The sequence below is a fragment of the Micromonospora arborensis genome, assembly GCF_003205615.1.
Classification (GTDB): Bacteria; Actinomycetota; Actinomycetes; order Mycobacteriales; family Micromonosporaceae; genus Micromonospora; species Micromonospora arborensis.
Genome location: NZ_PYBV01000021.1, coordinates 43360 through 58612, shown reverse-complemented (window position 1 = coordinate 58612; position 15253 = coordinate 43360). Strand labels below are relative to the sequence as shown.

At 71.6% G+C, this 15253-nt stretch carries 15 protein-coding genes and 1 tRNA gene; 11 read left to right on the top strand and 5 right to left on the bottom strand.

Annotated features, from left to right (window positions below; translation table 11 throughout):
* Nucleotides 1-55 precede the first annotated feature (55 nt).
* Nucleotides 56-481 carry a PH domain-containing protein gene (locus C7C45_RS17480; protein WP_110564729.1) on the bottom strand — a complete coding sequence of 142 codons (426 nt, stop codon included), beginning with the start codon at nucleotides 479-481 and terminating at the stop codon, nucleotides 56-58.
* Nucleotides 482-655: 174 nt separating this feature from the next.
* Here C7C45_RS17480 and C7C45_RS17475 point away from each other — a divergent pair, with 174 nt between their 5' ends.
* The 6 genes from C7C45_RS17475 (at nucleotide 656) to C7C45_RS17450 (ending at nucleotide 6413) form a co-directional block, all read left to right on the top strand.
* On the top strand, nucleotides 656-1828 hold the full coding sequence (locus tag C7C45_RS17475) for a thiolase family protein (protein WP_110564728.1): 1173 nt from the start codon (nucleotides 656-658) through the stop codon (nucleotides 1826-1828).
* A 54-nt stretch (nucleotides 1829-1882) separates the two neighbouring features.
* Nucleotides 1883-2902, top strand: coding sequence for a phosphotransferase family protein (locus tag C7C45_RS17470; protein ID WP_110564888.1), 1020 nt, complete (start codon nucleotides 1883-1885; stop codon nucleotides 2900-2902).
* A 106-nt stretch (nucleotides 2903-3008) separates the two neighbouring features.
* Entirely contained in the window at nucleotides 3009-3521 is a 513-nt protein-coding gene (locus C7C45_RS17465) for a hypothetical protein (protein ID WP_110564727.1), read from the top strand.
* 84 nt (nucleotides 3522-3605) lie between these two features.
* Nucleotides 3606-4298, top strand: coding sequence for a response regulator transcription factor (locus C7C45_RS17460; RefSeq protein WP_110564726.1), 693 nt, complete (start codon nucleotides 3606-3608; stop codon nucleotides 4296-4298).
* A complete protein-coding gene (locus tag C7C45_RS17455; RefSeq protein WP_110564725.1) occupies nucleotides 4291-5757 on the top strand; it encodes a sensor histidine kinase in 1467 nt (488 codons plus the stop codon). Before C7C45_RS17460 ends, C7C45_RS17455 begins: the two co-directional genes overlap by 8 nt.
* Nucleotides 5758-5813: 56 nt before the next feature.
* Complete coding sequence (locus C7C45_RS17450; protein ID WP_110564724.1) at nucleotides 5814-6413, top strand: hypothetical protein; 600 nt, start codon at nucleotides 5814-5816, stop codon at nucleotides 6411-6413.
* A gap of 97 nt (nucleotides 6414-6510) precedes the next feature.
* Here the strand turns inward: C7C45_RS17450 and C7C45_RS17445 are convergent, their stop codons facing one another.
* Nucleotides 6511-8751: a glycosyltransferase family 39 protein gene (locus C7C45_RS17445; protein ID WP_167454744.1), complete on the bottom strand. Its 2241-nt coding sequence runs from the start codon at nucleotides 8749-8751 to the stop codon at nucleotides 6511-6513.
* A gap of 124 nt (nucleotides 8752-8875) precedes the next feature.
* On the opposite strand from C7C45_RS17445, the gene C7C45_RS17440 reads away from it, so the two are divergent.
* Together C7C45_RS17440 and soxR are read left to right on the top strand one after the other, a co-directional pair.
* A complete protein-coding gene (locus C7C45_RS17440; RefSeq protein ID WP_110564886.1) occupies nucleotides 8876-9583 on the top strand; it encodes a glycosyltransferase family 2 protein in 708 nt (235 codons plus the stop codon).
* A gap of 112 nt (nucleotides 9584-9695) precedes the next feature.
* Nucleotides 9696-10169, top strand: coding sequence for a redox-sensitive transcriptional activator SoxR (gene soxR, locus C7C45_RS17435; RefSeq protein ID WP_110564723.1), 474 nt, complete (start codon nucleotides 9696-9698; stop codon nucleotides 10167-10169).
* Between the two features lie 20 nt (nucleotides 10170-10189).
* Here the strand turns inward: soxR and C7C45_RS17430 are convergent, their stop codons facing one another.
* Entirely contained in the window at nucleotides 10190-11164 is a 975-nt protein-coding gene (locus tag C7C45_RS17430) for an NAD(P)H-quinone oxidoreductase (RefSeq protein ID WP_110564722.1), read from the bottom strand.
* 161 nt (nucleotides 11165-11325) lie between these two features.
* Between C7C45_RS17430 and C7C45_RS17425 the strand changes: the two genes are divergently transcribed.
* Nucleotides 11326-11412: transfer RNA gene (locus C7C45_RS17425), tRNA-Ser, on the top strand.
* A 109-nt stretch (nucleotides 11413-11521) separates the two neighbouring features.
* On the opposite strand, the gene C7C45_RS34120 is transcribed toward C7C45_RS17425, so the two are convergent.
* On the bottom strand, nucleotides 11522-11692 hold the full coding sequence (locus tag C7C45_RS34120; protein ID WP_167454743.1) for a hypothetical protein: 171 nt from the start codon (nucleotides 11690-11692) through the stop codon (nucleotides 11522-11524).
* A 141-nt stretch (nucleotides 11693-11833) separates the two neighbouring features.
* On the opposite strand from C7C45_RS34120, the gene C7C45_RS17420 reads away from it, so the two are divergent.
* Nucleotides 11834-12376 carry a YbhB/YbcL family Raf kinase inhibitor-like protein gene (locus tag C7C45_RS17420; protein ID WP_110564721.1) on the top strand — a complete coding sequence of 181 codons (543 nt, stop codon included), beginning with the start codon at nucleotides 11834-11836 and terminating at the stop codon, nucleotides 12374-12376.
* A 97-nt stretch (nucleotides 12377-12473) separates the two neighbouring features.
* Here C7C45_RS17420 and C7C45_RS17415 read toward each other — a convergent pair whose 3' ends face one another.
* Nucleotides 12474-13184: a class I SAM-dependent methyltransferase gene (locus tag C7C45_RS17415; protein WP_110564720.1), complete on the bottom strand. Its 711-nt coding sequence runs from the start codon at nucleotides 13182-13184 to the stop codon at nucleotides 12474-12476.
* A gap of 213 nt (nucleotides 13185-13397) precedes the next feature.
* Between C7C45_RS17415 and C7C45_RS17410 the strand changes: the two genes are divergently transcribed.
* The gene (locus C7C45_RS17410) at nucleotides 13398-15233 is read left to right on the top strand and encodes a DUF6311 domain-containing protein (protein ID WP_208641203.1); all 1836 of its coding nucleotides are present in this window, start codon (nucleotides 13398-13400) and stop codon (nucleotides 15231-15233) included.
* The last annotated feature ends 20 nt before the right edge of the window (nucleotides 15234-15253 follow it).

Here is a 15253-nt window from a genome sequence, read left to right as displayed (position 1 = left end):
ATCTTGGAAGGAAGGTGCCCCCGGAGGGGCGGTTTCCTTCCAAGATCTCCGGGTGTCAGGAGCGGCGGGCGGCGCTTAGCGTGGCGGCGACCTCTTCCGGGGTGGAGCCCAGGTCGTATCGGCTGAAGAGGTGCAGTGACTCGCCCGCGTCGATCTCCAGAACCTCGGACGTGAGCCCCAGTCGCGGTCGCCGGTCCACGGTGATCGCCTCGATCGCCGGCCAGGGCAGCAGTCGGCGACCAGCGAACCCGTGAATGACGGTGAGCCCCGCCGGATCCACCGCCAGTCGGACCGGTGCGATCAGGTCGCGTACCGCCCAAGCGGCCAGCGCGACGGCGGCCAGGACGGCCACCACCAGGCGGACCGGGTCGCCGTCGGCGAAGAGCAGCCCGAGCGCGACCAGCAGGACGGCACCGGCCAGTTTCGCAGCCGGTAGGCTCGCCGGCACTCGCCACTGCCGGACCGGGGAGATCTCATCCACGCGCTCAGCATGCCAGCGGCTTCCGGCTTCCGGCAGTCCCGGCCCGGTCCGCGAGCGCCCCGCATCATCGGCGCGGGCGCGCACCGGTGTGCCGGTAGAGGGAGGGCAGCCCCGGGGGCAGTCAGTCGGTCGAGGACGTAAGATCGGGGCAGCCCAAGTTACCGGGGAGTAAACATGAGTGACGCGGTCATCGTCGGCGCGGTACGCACCCCGGTCGGGCGGCGTAGGGGCAGTCTCGCCAGCGTCCACCCGGTCGATCTGTCGGCGCACGTGCTGCGCGCCCTCGCCGAGCGCACCGGGCTCGACCCGGTGCAGGTCGACGACGTCTTCTGGGGCTGCGTGTCCCAGGTCGGCGAGCAGTCGTGGAACATCGCCCGCAACGGCGTCCTCGCCGCCGGTTGGCCCGAGACGGTCCCCGGCACGACGCTGGACCGGCAGTGCGGTTCCAGCCAGCAGGCGCTGCACTTCGCCGCCGCGACGGTGCTCTCCGGCCAGGCCGACCTTGTGGTCGCCGGTGGGGTGGAGTCGATGACCCGGGTGCCGATGGGCTCCAGTGTGGCCGACGGCATGCCGTTCAGTGACCAGCTCCGGGACCGTTACCGGGGTGTCGAGGGCTTCGCCGACGACGCGCCCCTGCCGTTCAACCAGGGCGTCGGGGCCGAGTTGATCGCCCAGCGGTGGCGCCTCTCCCGTACCCAGCTTGACGAGTTCGCGCTGGCCAGCCACGAGAAGGCAGCCGCCGCACAGGACGCTGGCGCCTTCGACCCGGAGCTGGCAGCGGTGCCGCTCGGCGACGGCGGCAAGTTCGCCGCCGACGAGGGCATCCGCCGGGACACGACCTTGGCCAAGCTCGGCGAGCTGGCCACGCCGTTCCGTGCCGACGGCGTGGTGACCGCCGGGTCCGCGTCCCAGATCTCCGACGGCGCCGCGGCCCTCGCGGTGACCACCTCCGAATGGGCCAGCCGGCACGGCCTGCGGCCGCTTGCCCGGATCCACACCGCCGTGGTTGCCGCCGACGACCCGGTCACCATGCTCACCGCGCCCATCCCGGCGACCGCGAAGGCGCTGCGCCGCGCGGGGCTGGGCATCGAGGAGATCGGGGTGTACGAGGTCAACGAGGCGTTCGCCCCGGTGCCGCTGGCCTGGCTGGCGGAGACCGAGGCGGACCCGGAGCGGCTCAACCCGCGCGGTGGCGCGATCGCCCTCGGTCACCCGCTCGGTGGCTCCGGTGCCCGGATCATGACCACGATGCTCCAGCACATGCGGGACAACGGGATCCGCTACGGCCTGCAGACCATGTGCGAGGGCGGCGGCATGGCCAACGCCACCATCGTCGAGCTGGTCTGACCCCGGCCAGGAAACGTATGGCCCGGCGCCGGAGGGCCGCTTAAGGTGCCCAGCGTGACGACGAACGCGAATGGGCACGGCCTCGACTGGTCCAGTGAGCAGTGGCAGTCGCGGGCCCGGTCCTGGGTCGAGGCGCAGCTGAGCCGGGCCGGCCGGCGGGTGACCGGGCTGGTGGAGCCCCGGCTGCGTCCCTGGTCGCTGGTGTGGCGCGTGCCCACCGACGACGGCCCGGTCTGGTTCAAGGCCAACAACCGGGGCACGGTGCACGAGGCCGTCCTGATCGCGACGCTCGCGCAGTTGACGCCCGAGCGGGTGCTGACACCGATCGCGGTCGACCCGGAGCAGGGCTGGTCGCTGCTGCCCGACGGCGGCGAGTCGTTGCGCGACGTGCTGGCGCGCGACCCCGATCTGGCGCACTGGGAGCGGGCACTGCCCGGGTACGCCGCGCTGCAACTGGCCACCGCGCCGCGTGCCGACGAGTTGGTCTCCCTGGGCGTGCCGGACCACCGCCCCGAGGCGCTGGCTGGGCTCTTCGCCGAGCTGCTCGACGACCGCGAGTCACTGCTGATCGGTGCCGAGGGCGGGCTCAGCCCGGACCTGTACGAGCGGCTGCGAGCCGAGTTGCCGTCGTACGCGCAGCGGTGCCGCCGGCTCGCCGACATCGGCATTGCGGCCACTGTGCAACATGACGACCTGCACGACGGCAACGTCTTCGCGGGCCGGGCCGGGTGCCGCTACTTCGACTGGGGAGACGCCTCGGTGGCGCACCCGTTCGGCACGCTGCTGGTGACCCTGCGCTCCATCCGGTACGTGAAGGAGTTGGCAGCCGACGACGCCCGGCTGGCTCGGCTGCGCGACGCCTACCTGGAGGCGTGGACCGACAGGTATGACCACCGGACCCTCGTCGAGGCCGCCGACCTCGCGATCAACCTGGGGGCGGTGAGCCGGTCGTTGTCCTGGCGTCGAGCCCTGGACACCGCCGAGGAGTCCCGCGCCGAGTACGCCGACGCGGTGCCCGGCTGGCTGGGGGAGCTGTTCGCCGCAAGTCCGCTCCAGCCCGACTCCCGACCATGATCCGTCGAAGTCGGAAATCGGACAGGGAGTGCGACCCTCCACGTGGAACTTCCAAAAATCCCCCGTGACCCACGTCACCCCGCTAAGGGAGGTCGTTGGGCAGGTCATGGACGTCTTCTCCCGAACGTTCCTTCCGGCCGCCGCCGAGGCTGGCCTGGCCGTGCAGACCGTGAGCCGGCACATGCCGGTCTTCCGGCGCTGCGTCGGCTCCGGTGACGCCACCATCCTGGTCACCCGTTGTAGCCGCCCCGACCGACCGGTCACCGGCGACTACCTGATCCTGCTCACCCACCGCCGGCTGGTGGTGACCCAGCAGACCCGGCTGCTGCACCGACTGCGTCTGCACCTCAACACCGAGTTGCGTGAGCTGAGCAACGTGACCTGGAGCCCGGACCCGCGGCTGCACTCGGTCGAGTTGGCGGCCACCGCGATCGACGGGATCCGTGAGCGGTTCCTGATCCGTACGACTCACCCGAAGCGGGTGTGGCAGCTCGACGCGTTGCTCAACCACGCGTTCCGCACCCGCCTGCGGGCGCCCCGTGAGCGGATCGTCGCCACCATCGGTGACGCGCCGGCCGCCGCGCGCCCCAGCGTGTTCCGTCCCGCAGTGGTGAGCTGACGCCGTTCTGGCTTCACCTCGCCTTTACCGAACTCGAACACCCGTCGATCGCGCCGAGCCCTCCGGGTCGGCAATCATGGGCCGGTGACCGTCGAACCGCCGCACCGCGGGCTCGTCCTCGTGGTCGAGGACGAGCCGGCCATCGCCGACCTGGTCCGGCTTTACCTCAGCCGTGACGGGTTCGGTGTCCACCTGGAACGGGACGGTGCGGCCGGCCTGAGCGCCGCCCGCCGACTGCGCCCGGTGGCCTGCGTCCTGGACATCGCGCTGCCGGGCCTGCCCGGCACGGAGATCTGCCGCCGGCTGCGCGAGGCCGGTGACTGGACCCCGGTCATCTTCCTCACCGCCCGAGACGACGAGGTGGATCGGATCGTCGGCCTGGAGTTGGGTGCCGACGACTACGTCACCAAACCGTTCAGCCCCCGGGAGTTGGTTGCCCGGGTGCGCGCGGTGCTGCGCCGCTCCGCCGGTGGCCCGGAGGGCGCGGACCGGCCGCGCGTCGTCGGCCCGGTGACGCTCGACCCGGCTCGCCGGACGGTGACCGTGGCGGGCGCCCCGGTTCAGCTCACCTCCACCGAGTTCGACCTGCTGGCCCACCTGATGGCCCGGCCCGGTCGGGTCTTCACCCGGGAGGAGTTGCTGGCCGGGGTCTGGGGTTACGCGGCGCACGCCGGCACCCGGACGGTGGACGTGCACGTCGCCCAGGTGCGGGCGAAGCTCGGGCCGGCCAGTGTGATCCGCACCCACCGCGGCGTGGGGTACGCGGTCGATGGCTGATCACCCCGGGCGCACCGGTTCGCCGACCGTGGCCCTGCCGGTGGTCGGCACCGGCCCGCCGAACGCACTCCGACGTGGCCGGTTCGGCCGTACGCTGACCGCCCGGGCGGTGCTTGTCACCTGTGCGGTGGCGCTGGTGTCGGTGCTGGTCACCGCGATCGTCGCCGTGCCGTTGGCGATCCGTGGCGCGGAGCGCCGCGATCAGGAGGCGCTCGCCGCGCAGGCCCGGCTCGCCGCCGAGGTGCTGCGGACCCGCCTGGACCGGGGTCGCAGCGCCGACGAGGAACGGCTCATCCAGCAACTGCGCAACCAGGGCATCAACGCGTACCTGATCCGGCGCGGAACGGTCGACCGGCCGGGCCTGCCGGCCCGGGTGGTGCAGCGGATCGAGGAGGGCCGCAACGTGTCGGTCCGCCGCCCGGTCAACGGCGAACGTGCCCTGGTCGAGGGTCGGGCCCTCCCCAACGGCAACGGGGTGGTGCTCTCCCGTCCGGCGGCGAACGGGCTGTGGGCCAAGGTGTTGCTTAGTCTGTGGCTGCCGCTGCTGGCCGGGTTGACCGCCGGTGTGGTGGCCGGGCTGCTGCTGGCCCGGCGGTTGGCCCGGCCGATCCGCGTCGCGGCCACCGCCGCCGCCCGGCTGCGCGCCGGCGACCGTGCGGTCCGGGTGCCGGTCGAGTCGCCGGACGAGGTCGCCGACCTGGCCGAGGCGTTGAACGGGTTGGCCGCCGCGCTGGCCACCAGTGAGGGGCGGCAACGGGAGTTCCTGCTGTCCGTCTCGCACGAGCTGCGCACCCCGCTGACCGCGATCCGCGGGTACGCCGAGGCGCTCGCCGACGGGGTGCTCGGCGCGGACGACACGGTCGACACCAGCCGGACGGTGCTGGCCGAAGCCCAACACCTGGACCGGCTGATCGGCGACCTGCTGGCGTTGGCCCGTCTGGAGGCCGCCGACTTCCCCCTCGAACCGGTGCCGGTGGACCTGACCCGGCTGGCCCTGGACGCGGAGCCGACCTGGTCCGGCCGGTGCGCGGCGGTGGGCGTGTCGTTCCGGGTGGAGACACCCGGCCAGCCGGTGCCCGCGTACACCGATCCGGGGCGCATCCGGCAGGTGCTGGACGGGCTGCTGGAGAACGCGCTGCGGGTCGTACCCCCGGGGTCGCCGGTGGTGCTCGCGGTCCGGCCGGCCGACGCGGGCCCGGCCTCCGGCGGTGTGCTGGAGGTCCGCGACGGCGGGCCCGGCTTCACCGACGACGACCTGGCGGTGGCGTTCGAACGCGGTGCGCTGCACGAGCGCTACCGGGGGGTGCGCAAGGTGGGCAGCGGACTGGGGTTGGCGCTGGCTGCCGGGTTGGTCCGTCGCCTGGGCGGGGAGATCGCCGCCGGGCACGCGCCGGAGGGCGGTGCCGCCTTCACGGTCCGGCTGCCCGGTGATCCTTACCTGGCCCGAACATTGGCCTGACGGTCCGCTCGTCGTCGGAGGGAATGCTCAGGGCTCCACGGACGAGAGGGAAAGCCATGCCACGTTGGGGATTCGCCACCGGCACCACGGCACTGCTCGCGGCGGTCACGCTCGGCCTCACCGGCTGCGGTGCCGCCGAGGTGGCCAGCCAACCCGCCCGGGAGGCCGCGGTCGAGGTCGCCGCCGCGATGGGGGTGGAGGGCCAGGCGCTGGCCGCGATGGGCTTCGACGCCGACGACCTGGACGTGCAGACCGTCGCCGCCCCGGCCACCCCGACCCCGGGCGCCTCGCCGACGGCAAAGGAGAAGGCCCGGGACAAGCGCGGCGAGGAGTGGCGCAAGCGCCGCCAGGCCCGCGTGCAGCTGCGCAAGAACACCCTGCACGGCGAGGCGGTGGTGCAGACCAAGGACAGCGGTACGCAGACCGTCGCCGTGCAGCGCGGCGAGGTGACCGCGATCGACGGCGACTCGATGACCGTCAAGTCCACCGACGGTTTCACCATGACCTGGACCTTCGGTGACGACCTGCGGGTCGTCGAGCGCCGTGCCACCGTGCAGCCGAGCGAGGTGAAGGTCGGCGCGACGCTCGGCGTCGCCGGTGCGAAGGACGGCGACAAGTCCGTGGCCCGCCTCATCCTCATCCCCCGGACGAAGTGAGAGCAGGGGCCCCTGTGTCGAGCAGGGGCCCCTGCCTCGGTCAGTAGCCGCAGAACCGCCCGGATCGGACCAGCCGGGCGGTCGTCGCCTCGCCGGGTCAGCGACCCGGCGGCAGCGCGTAGCCGACGTAGCCGCGGAACTCCAGCCGCCAGCCGGCCGGAACGAGCTTGGCGCAGGCCGGCTTGCTGCCGGTGCACACGATCGCGTCGACAGATGCGGGGTCCGCCGGCGGTCGTTCCGGCAGCACCGACTGCAGCGACACCAGCTCCGGCGAACGCCCGTCCGGCTGCCGCAGCAGCAGCCACCACGGGTACTCCCAGTTGTCGTTCTGCTGTGCCAACCCGATCCGACGGGCACCACTGTCGCGGACCGCCGCCGCGGCCCAGCGGAACTCGTCAGCCCACTCCGGGCGACGCACGAACCGGGTGTCCCAGTCCGAGGTGGTGAAGACCGAGCCGGTGCCGACCAACCGTCGGGGAAAGCCGTACGACACCGCGAGCACCCCGGCCAGCGCCGAGGCGGCCAGCACGGTGACGGCCGCCAGCGTGGCCACCGACCGCCGTGCCCCCACCCGACCCGGGTACGCGTGGCGGCGCAGGAGCGCGTCGAGCCAGAGCCCGGCCAGCGGCACCGCGAGCACCAGGGCGTAGAGGATCAGCCGGTTCCCCCACGGCTGCCACTTGATCATCGAGGTGTGCAGCAGGACGGCGGCCAGCACCACCACCGCGTACGCGCGCAGCGGCCCGGTCCGCTCGGGGTCGATCCGGCGTGGACGGGCGAGCGCGACGATCGCGCCGATCAACGCCAACGCCCCGGCCAGGGGGAACGCCACCCGATCCTCGTCCGGGTACCAGGCCGGCACCGGAAAGATCTCCCGACCGAAGGTGATCGCGCGGTCCTGCGGGTCGACCCCGATCGCGCCAGCGCCGCCGATGATCGCCTCAGCTCCGGCCCGGCGCAGGGGTGCCAGCGGCGTGTCGAACGCGGTGTGCCCGATCCGCAGGGCGTTGACCAGGATCGACGGCGGATCGTGCCGCTCCATCGGGATCGATTCGCGTAGCCGGGGTGGCCCCAGCGGGTGCCCGAACTCGGCGGTCACCCGGGCCAGGAACGGGCCGACCACCACGGCCGCGACCAGCATGATCAGCACCGAGCCGGTGACCGTACGGGCCAGCCCGCCAACCGGCCGAGGCCGCCGACCCCCGCCGGTCGTCGCCGCGCTGCTTGTCGCCACACCGGGCGATGGCGCGCCGGGCGATGCCGCCCGCTCGGCCAGGGCCAGCCGGAGCTGGGCCAGCCGGAGCTGGGCCAGCCCCCAGAGCACCAGCAGTGGGCCGACCGCGATCAGGCCGCTGGTCTTGGTCACCGCGGTCAGCCCGGTGGCCGCGCCCAGGCCGAGGAGCGTGCCCCAGCCGGTCCGCCGACGCAGCCCGTCCAGCACCAGGGTCGCCGCGCAGGCCACCCACGCCGCGCAGACCAGGTCGGTCTGCGTGCTGGTCGCCTGGAGCACCACCATCGGCGTGGTCGCCAGCACGAACGCGGTGAGCAACTGTGCCCTCCGGCCGCCGCCGAGCTGTGCGGTGATCCGTGCGGCCACCAGCAGGCAGACCACCCCGGCCGCCCACTGCACCAGGTTGTACAACTGGTCGCCGCCGGTGAGCAGGCGCAGGTGCAGCAGCAGATACTCGGCTCCGGGCGGGATGGTCACCTGCCGGTGGATCGCGGTGGGCCAGAATTCCAGGTCGCCCTGGGCCACCCAGTGCTCCACCTTCGGCAGGTGGTAGGTCTGCGAGTCGAAGTTGTTCGGCTCGGCCAGCAGCGCGACCAGCAACTCCACCAGCACCAGCCCGGCGATCGTGCCGGCGAGCAGCCGCTCGCCCCGACCCGCCGTACGCCAGGCGTCGACCGCCACAGCGAGCCGGCCGGAGGGTGCCCGACCGGCCTGGGTCGGCGTGGGGCCGGACTCGGCCGCGCCGGGGACGACGGCCGGTTCGGGGGCCTCGGAGCCGGACACCACGGCGCCGACCGGCACCGGTCGCGATGCGGCGGTGCGCGGCTGCGCGAGAAGGGTCGCCCGTCGCCGCCGCACCCCGACTGCTGTCGCGGCGGCGGCCAGGAAGAGCAGCCAGGCGACGGCGAACGCCGGCCGGGTCAGCGCGTGCAGCGCGCCGAGCACCTCCACGACGAGCACCGCGTACACCCCGCTGAGCAGGGCGGCGCGCACCACGGCGAGCCGCAGCGGTGCCACCGCGCCGGCCTCGTGCGGCCTCGTCGCGACGGTGAGCAGGAGCACCGCGGCGACAGGAACCGCCGCGAGCAGGGAGCCGGCAGCCGACATGGCGGGAAGTAAACACCATCGGGCTGGAGCCGCCACGCCGACTGCCCGATGGTGGTGGCAGACGTCGGGCTGACCAGCCAGGCTAGGCTATGCCCGACGTGTCGTCGCCACCGTGGAGATTCCCGTGAAGCTCTCGATCCTCATGCCGGTCTTCAACGAGGAAGAACGCATCGCGGATGCCCTCAAGCAGGCATTGGCGGTGGACTATCCGTGCGAGATCGAGTTGGTCGTCGTCGACGATGGCAGCCGGGACGGCACCGGCGAGGTCCTCGGTCGCGCTGATGACGCCCGCCTGCGGGTCATCACCCACCAGCGCAACGCCGGCAAGGGTGCCGCCATCAAGACGGCTGTCGACAGCGCCGAAGGCGACTACATGGTCATCCTCGACGCCGACCTGGAGTACGACCCGCAGGACATCCCCAAGCTGCTCGCCCCGGTGCTCGACGGGCGAGCCAAGGTCGTCTACGGCAATCGCACCTTCGGCAGCCACAGCGCCTACAGCTTCTGGTACGTGATGGGCAACAAGGGCGTCACGATGGCGGCCAACGTGCTGTTCAACTCGTACATTGGCGACCTTGAGACCTGCTTCAAGCTGATGCCGGTGGCGCTCTACCGGTCGCTCGACGTGCGTTCGCGCGGCTTCGGCATGGAGGCCGAGGTGACCGGCAAGCTGCTGCGGCAACGAATCCGCCCGTACGAGGTGCCGATCAGTTACCGGGCGCGCGGCCGGGAAGAGGGCAAGAAGATCACCTGGAAGGACGGCGTCGAGGCGATCTGGATCCTCGGTCGCGAACGCGCCCGCCGCCGCCCCGCCGCCTCATCCGCGCGCTGATCCCAGAAGCGCTCTGATCGACCGCCGCAGACCGGGAACCGATCGGTGGTCGGTGTGGTGGCCCTGCCATTACTGTGTGAGTTGAAGTGCACTTCAACTCAAGGACCTGGTGATGCAGGATCTACTGACGATCGGCGAGCTGTCCGTCCGCTCCGGCGTGGCGCCGTCGGCGCTGCGCTACTACGAGCGACTCGGGCTGATCCGCGCCGACCGTACCGGCGGCAACCAGCGCCGGTACGCCCGCGCCGAGTTGCGGCGGGTCGCCTTCATCCGGATCTCCCAGCAGGTCGGCGTCTCGCTTGAGGAGATCCGGGCCGCGTTGGAGTCGCTCCCCGAAGCCCGTACGCCCAGCCCGCAGGACTGGGCGCGGCTCTCCGAGACATGGCGGGGCCGGTTGGACGAGAAGATCCGCCTGCTCACCAAACTCCGCGACGACCTGGATGGCTGCATCGGCTGTGGCTGCCTCTCCCTGCAGCGCTGCATGCTCAACAACCCCGGGGACACCCTGGCCGGCGAGGGGCCGGGCGCCCGCCTGATGCTGCCGCGAGCGCCGGAGGAGTCGACCCCGGCGGACTCACTCGCCTGACGGCCGGCACCCCGCCCGCGTCACACGCGCATGAGCAGCACCTTGCCGAAGTGATCGTTCGACTCGACGAGCCGGTGCGCCTGCGCGGCTTCGGTCATCGGCAGCCGCCGGTCCACGACCGGTCGGATCATGCCGGCCTCGATCAACGGCCACACCTCGTCCCGTACGCCCTGGACGATCTTCGCCTTCTCCGCGAGCGGTCGCGAACGTAGCGACGTCGCGGCGATGCTCGCCCGCTTGGTCAGCAGCGCGCCGAGATCCAACTCGGCCGTGCGCCCACCCTGCAGACCAATCGTCACCAGCCGCCCACCGGTCGCCAGCGCGGAGACGTTCCGGCCCAGGTAGGACGCGCCCATGATGTCGAGGATGACGTCGGCGCCACGACCATCGGTGACTCGCCGGACCTCCTCGACGAAGTCCTGCTCCCGGTAGTCGATCGTGTGTGCCGCGCCCAGCTCGCGCAACCGGGAGTGCTTGGCCTCCCGGGCGGTGGTCAGGACGGTGGCGCCGAGCGCCGTCCCGAGCTGGATCGCGAAGGTGCCGATCCCGCTGCCCCCACCGTGCACGAGCAGCGTTTCGCCCGCGCCGAGCCGCGCCCCCATGACCAGGTTCGACCAGACCGTGCAGGCCACCTCGGGCAGCGCTGCCGCGTCGACCGGGTCGCACGCCGGCACCGGCAGCAGTTGCTCGGCGGGGACCGCGACCCGCTCGGCGTAACCCCCGCCGGCCAGCAGCGCGCAGACCTGCTGCCCGACCGCCCACCCGGCGACCTCCGAGCCGACCACGGTGATCACCCCGGAGCATTCCAAGCCGGGGTACGCGGATGCGCCCGGCGGTGGCGGGTAGTGCCCCTGCCGTTGCAGCAGGTCAGCGCGGTTGACCGCGCTGGCCCGCACATCCACGATCACCTCGCCGGCCCCCGGCTCGGGGTCGGGCACCTCGGCCCACACCAGCGCGTCGGGTCCACCGGGCTGCGGAATGGTGATGGCTCGCATGAGCTCAGTCTTCCCGATCTCGTCGGGTGCCGCAGGCGCACCCTCCAGCCCACTGTGGACGCGGCAGGACGCCTGGCTGGCGTACCGGGGAGGGACGCCGGGCCGCCCGGAGCGAGCCGTGGCAGACTATGCGTGGCCGTACGCCTGCGGGTTGCGGTCCGGGAGGGTTCGCCTAGTGGCCGATGGCGCTGGTCTTGAAAACCGGTAAGGCAGCGATGTCTTCGTGGGTTCGAATCCCACACCCTCCGCCCTGATCCACTCCGCTTCGGCGATGTTGCGGTGTCCGCAGCGCGGGATACCGCCACGTCGGTGACCTGGAGTCGATCACGGCCGAGCAGCATCGTCACGCGCGCCCGGTCACTCCGGCGGGTCTGCGGCCAGCCGGTGCTCGCGAATCGTCTCCTCGGCCAGCCGCTCGACGGCGCGTCGGCGTTCCCGGGCGAGCGACTGAGTGTCGGGCTTCCGCACGGCGGGCTTCCGTGCGGCGGTGACGGCGGCGATCAGGAAGTCGCGCCAGATGCCGGCCAAAGAGTTCCCCTCGTGGAACGTTGCGGCGACAACTATAACTTTTGTCGGGTGCCTCCCGGACAGTGGCCAACCGGTCGTCGACCGCCGCCGAACGGGGTAAGAAGAGGCTGGTATCTCCGCACACCGGAAGGACACGTCCCGATGACCCTGGAACGACCGATCGCCCCGGACCCGTACGAGCTGCTGCCGACGCTGCCCTCGTTCACGCTGACAAGTGACGACGTGCAGAACGGCGAGCCGATGGATGCCCGGCACGCGCATGGCAGCACCGGGGGTGACAACGTCTCGCCGCAGCTGACCTGGTCGGACTTTCCCGCCGAGACGAAGAGCTTCACGGTGACCTGCTACGACCCCGACGCGCCGACCGGCAGCGGTTTCTGGCACTGGGTGCTCGTGAACGTGCCGGTCGAGGTCACGCAGTTGCCCAGCGGCGCCGGTGGCGCGGCGGGGACCGACCTCGGTGGGGCGTTCTCGGTCCGCAACGACTACGGCGAGCAGGGCTACGGCGGTGCGGCTCCGCCGCCCGGCGACCGCCCGCACCGGTACGTCTTCGCGGTGCACGCCGTGGATGTCGACCACCTGGACCTGACTCCGGATGCCAGCCCCGCCTACGTCGGCTTCAACCTCACGTTCCACACCCTGGCCCGAGCAGTGATCCGCCCGACGTACCAGATCAAGGGCTAACCCCCAGCCCTCGCGATCTTGCACTTGCTGTCCCGGCATCCCTGACATGAGGGACAAGAGGGCGACCGAAAGTGCAAGATCGCGGGGTGGGTGGGGTTCAGGACGGGACGCGGGCCACGGCGAAGACCGACTGGCCGAACGGGGGGCGGACGCGCTGCTCGGCGGCCTTGGTGGCGGGCAGGACGACGGTGTCGTAGACCTTGACCATCGGGCCCTCCTTCGGCATCAGCCGAAAGACCTTGGTGGCCATGAAGTAGCCGATCAACCCGAGCGCGTTGGCGTAGTGGATCTTCTCGACGGTCAGGCCGGCCTCCGTCATCGCCGCACTGAGCGTCTTCTTCGTGTAGCGGCGGACGTGCCCGGTGGCGATGTCGGCCGGGCCCATCGCGAACTGGAACGCCGGCACGATGATGATCACGTTGCCACCGGGGCGGACCAGGTCGCGCATGCTGCCCAGCGCGCCCACGTGGTCCTCGATGTGCTCCAGGACGTTGTACGAGACCGCCGCGCTGTAGTCGCCCCGGTCGTTGTGCGGCAGCAGCATCTGCCGGACGTCGATGTTCGGCCGGTCGGCGAGGCGCTCCTTGAGCTGCACCAGCCGGTCCGGGTCGGCCTCGGTGGCGGTGAACCGGGGCACCAGCTCCGACCATTCCAGCGCGTAGTCACCGAGACCGCTGCCGATCTCGATCGGGTCGTCGCCGAGGTAGGGCAGGGCCAGTTCGATGAACCAGCGGCGGTGGTTGACAGCGGTCGCCAGGCCTTCCAGCACCTCGGACTGCACGCGCTGATCCCCAGTGATTTCTGCCATGCGTCGATTCCTCACGATATGAACTCGACCCGTGCCTGGACCGACAGAGTGAATCATCCGCTGGGACGGCAGAAGAATCGGGGCATCGGGGGTGGCCGAATTGTGGTCGGGGGGTGGGTTCGTGATCGGCGGTCGGCGAACCCGGCACATAGTACGGCAGTACCCCGAAACATGTCACGGCAGCGCCATGCCCTGACTACCCTATGAATTGTCATGACTACTCCTGAACCGGACAAACCCAGCGACAGCGACGGTCCGGCCGCTGCGTCGTCGGTGCGGGGGGTCTCTGGTGGCGTTCGGCCTTCCCGCAAGGGGAAGTGGGTCGACCTGGCCGCCGTGCTGAGCTTCGTGGTGCTCGGCCTGTGGGTGACCGGCCGCCTCTGGTTGGAGCCCGGCAGTGGCGTGCGGGACAACCAGTCCGATCAGTCGCAGTTCGAATGGATGATGGCGCACGGTGCGCGAGTCGTTACGCATTTTGCGTACCCGTTCCATTCCAATCAGATGAACGTTCCGGACGGCGTGAATCTGATGGCCAATACGTCCGTATTATCCATTTCATTGCCACTGACGCCGGTCACCCTGCTCCTGGGGCCGCGGGTGGCATTCCTGGTCTTTCTCACCGCCGGCATGATTGCCACCGCCACTGCCTGGTATTTCCTTCTCTCCCGGGTCCTGATCGGCACCCGCGGGCCAGCGTGGCTGGGCGGCGGCTTCTGCGCGTTCGCGCCGGCCATGGTGTCGCACGCCAATGGCCACCCGAACATCGTGTCGCAGTTCGTCGTCCCGTTGATCATTTGGCGCACGCTGCGACTCGGTGAGGCGGGCCGTTGGCTGCGCAACGGGGTCCTTCTCGCACTCGTGATCGTCTGGCAGGCCTTCCTCAACCTGGAGATCCTGCTGATGACCGCGATCGGGCTCGGCGTGATCATCGCCGTGCTCGCCGTCGGCCGTGCCGATCTGCGCGCACGGGCCCGGCCCTTCCTCGCCGGTCTCGCCGTCGCCGCCGGGATCGCCGCGCTGCTGCTGGCGTACCCCCTGTACGTGCAGTTCTTCGGGCCGGACGCGTACTCCGGGCTGTCCCGGTTGATCCGCGGCTACTCCAGCGACCTGGCCTCGTTCGTCGCGTACTCCCGGGAGGCTCTTGCCGGTAGCCCGCGTACCGCCGCCGGGCTGGCCAAGAACCCGACCGAGGAGAACAGCTTCTTCGGTTGGGCGCTGGCGGTCCTGGTGATCGCCCTGGTCTGGTGGTTACGCCGCTCGGTCGTGGTGCTCGCGCTGGGCGCGCTCGGGCTGCTCTTCGCGGTGCTCTCGCTGGGCCGGGAGGTTCGCTTCGACAACCGGGGTACGGGTGTGCCGGGGCCCTGGGCGGCGCTGGAGAACCTGCCGATCCTGCACTCGGTGGTGCCGACCCGGTGGGCGTTGGCGATCACCCCGATCATCGGGCTGCTGCTCGCCTACGGTGCCGAACGCGCCCGTGAACTGGCCAGCTCGCACCCGGACGCGAGGGGGCAGATCCGCTTCGTCACCGCGACCGTGCTCACGATGGCCCTGTTGCCGATCGTCCCCACTCCGCTGCCCGTGGCCCACCTCAACCCGGTCCCCACCTTCGTGACAAGTGGGGCCTGGCGTCCGTACGTGGCCGGTGGGCGCAGCGTGGTGGCCCTGCCGTTGCCGGACAGCACCTACGCGGAGCCGCTGCGGTGGTCGGCGGCAACCCGGCTGGACATGCCGCTGGCCCGTGGCTACTTCCTCGGCCCGGACACCCGCCCGAACGCCGAGGCCCCACGGGTCGCGTTGTTCGGTGCGCCGCCCCGCCCCACCAGCAACTTCTTCGCCACCATCCGGCGCACCGGGGCGGTGCCGCCGATCACCCCGCAGGGCCGGGTCCAGGCGGTCGACGACCTGCGATTCTGGCGGGCCGGTGTGGTCGTCCTCGGGCCGCACGAGCACGAGACCGCGCTGCGCCGGGGAATGACGGAGCTGACCGGGATCCAGCCGGTCTTCACCGGCGGTGTGTGGGTGTGGGACGTCCGATCGTTGACCGACTGAGCGGCGAGGCCCAGGGCGGG

Bases quoted from the DNA above. Each gene is read 5' to 3' on its own strand.
- C7C45_RS17475 (WP_110564728.1), top strand. From the start codon at position 656: ATGAGTGACGCGGTCATCGTCGGCGCGGTACGCACCCCGGTCGGGCGG.
- soxR (WP_110564723.1), top strand. From the start codon at position 9,696: ATGCAGGATCTACTGACGATCGGCGAGCTGTCCGTCCGCTCCGGCGTG.
- C7C45_RS17415 (WP_110564720.1), bottom strand. From the start codon at position 13,184: ATGGCAGAAATCACTGGGGATCAGCGCGTGCAGTCCGAGGTGCTGGAA.
- C7C45_RS17410 (WP_208641203.1), top strand. From the start codon at position 13,398: ATGACTACTCCTGAACCGGACAAACCCAGCGACAGCGACGGTCCGGCC.
- C7C45_RS17455 (WP_110564725.1), top strand. From the start codon at position 4,291: ATGGCTGATCACCCCGGGCGCACCGGTTCGCCGACCGTGGCCCTGCCG.
- C7C45_RS17445 (WP_167454744.1), bottom strand. From the start codon at position 8,751: ATGTCGGCTGCCGGCTCCCTGCTCGCGGCGGTTCCTGTCGCCGCGGTG.
- C7C45_RS17430 (WP_110564722.1), bottom strand. From the start codon at position 11,164: ATGCGAGCCATCACCATTCCGCAGCCCGGTGGACCCGACGCGCTGGTG.
- C7C45_RS17420 (WP_110564721.1), top strand. From the start codon at position 11,834: ATGACCCTGGAACGACCGATCGCCCCGGACCCGTACGAGCTGCTGCCG.
- C7C45_RS17450 (WP_110564724.1), top strand. From the start codon at position 5,814: ATGCCACGTTGGGGATTCGCCACCGGCACCACGGCACTGCTCGCGGCG.
- C7C45_RS17465 (WP_110564727.1), top strand. From the start codon at position 3,009: ATGGACGTCTTCTCCCGAACGTTCCTTCCGGCCGCCGCCGAGGCTGGC.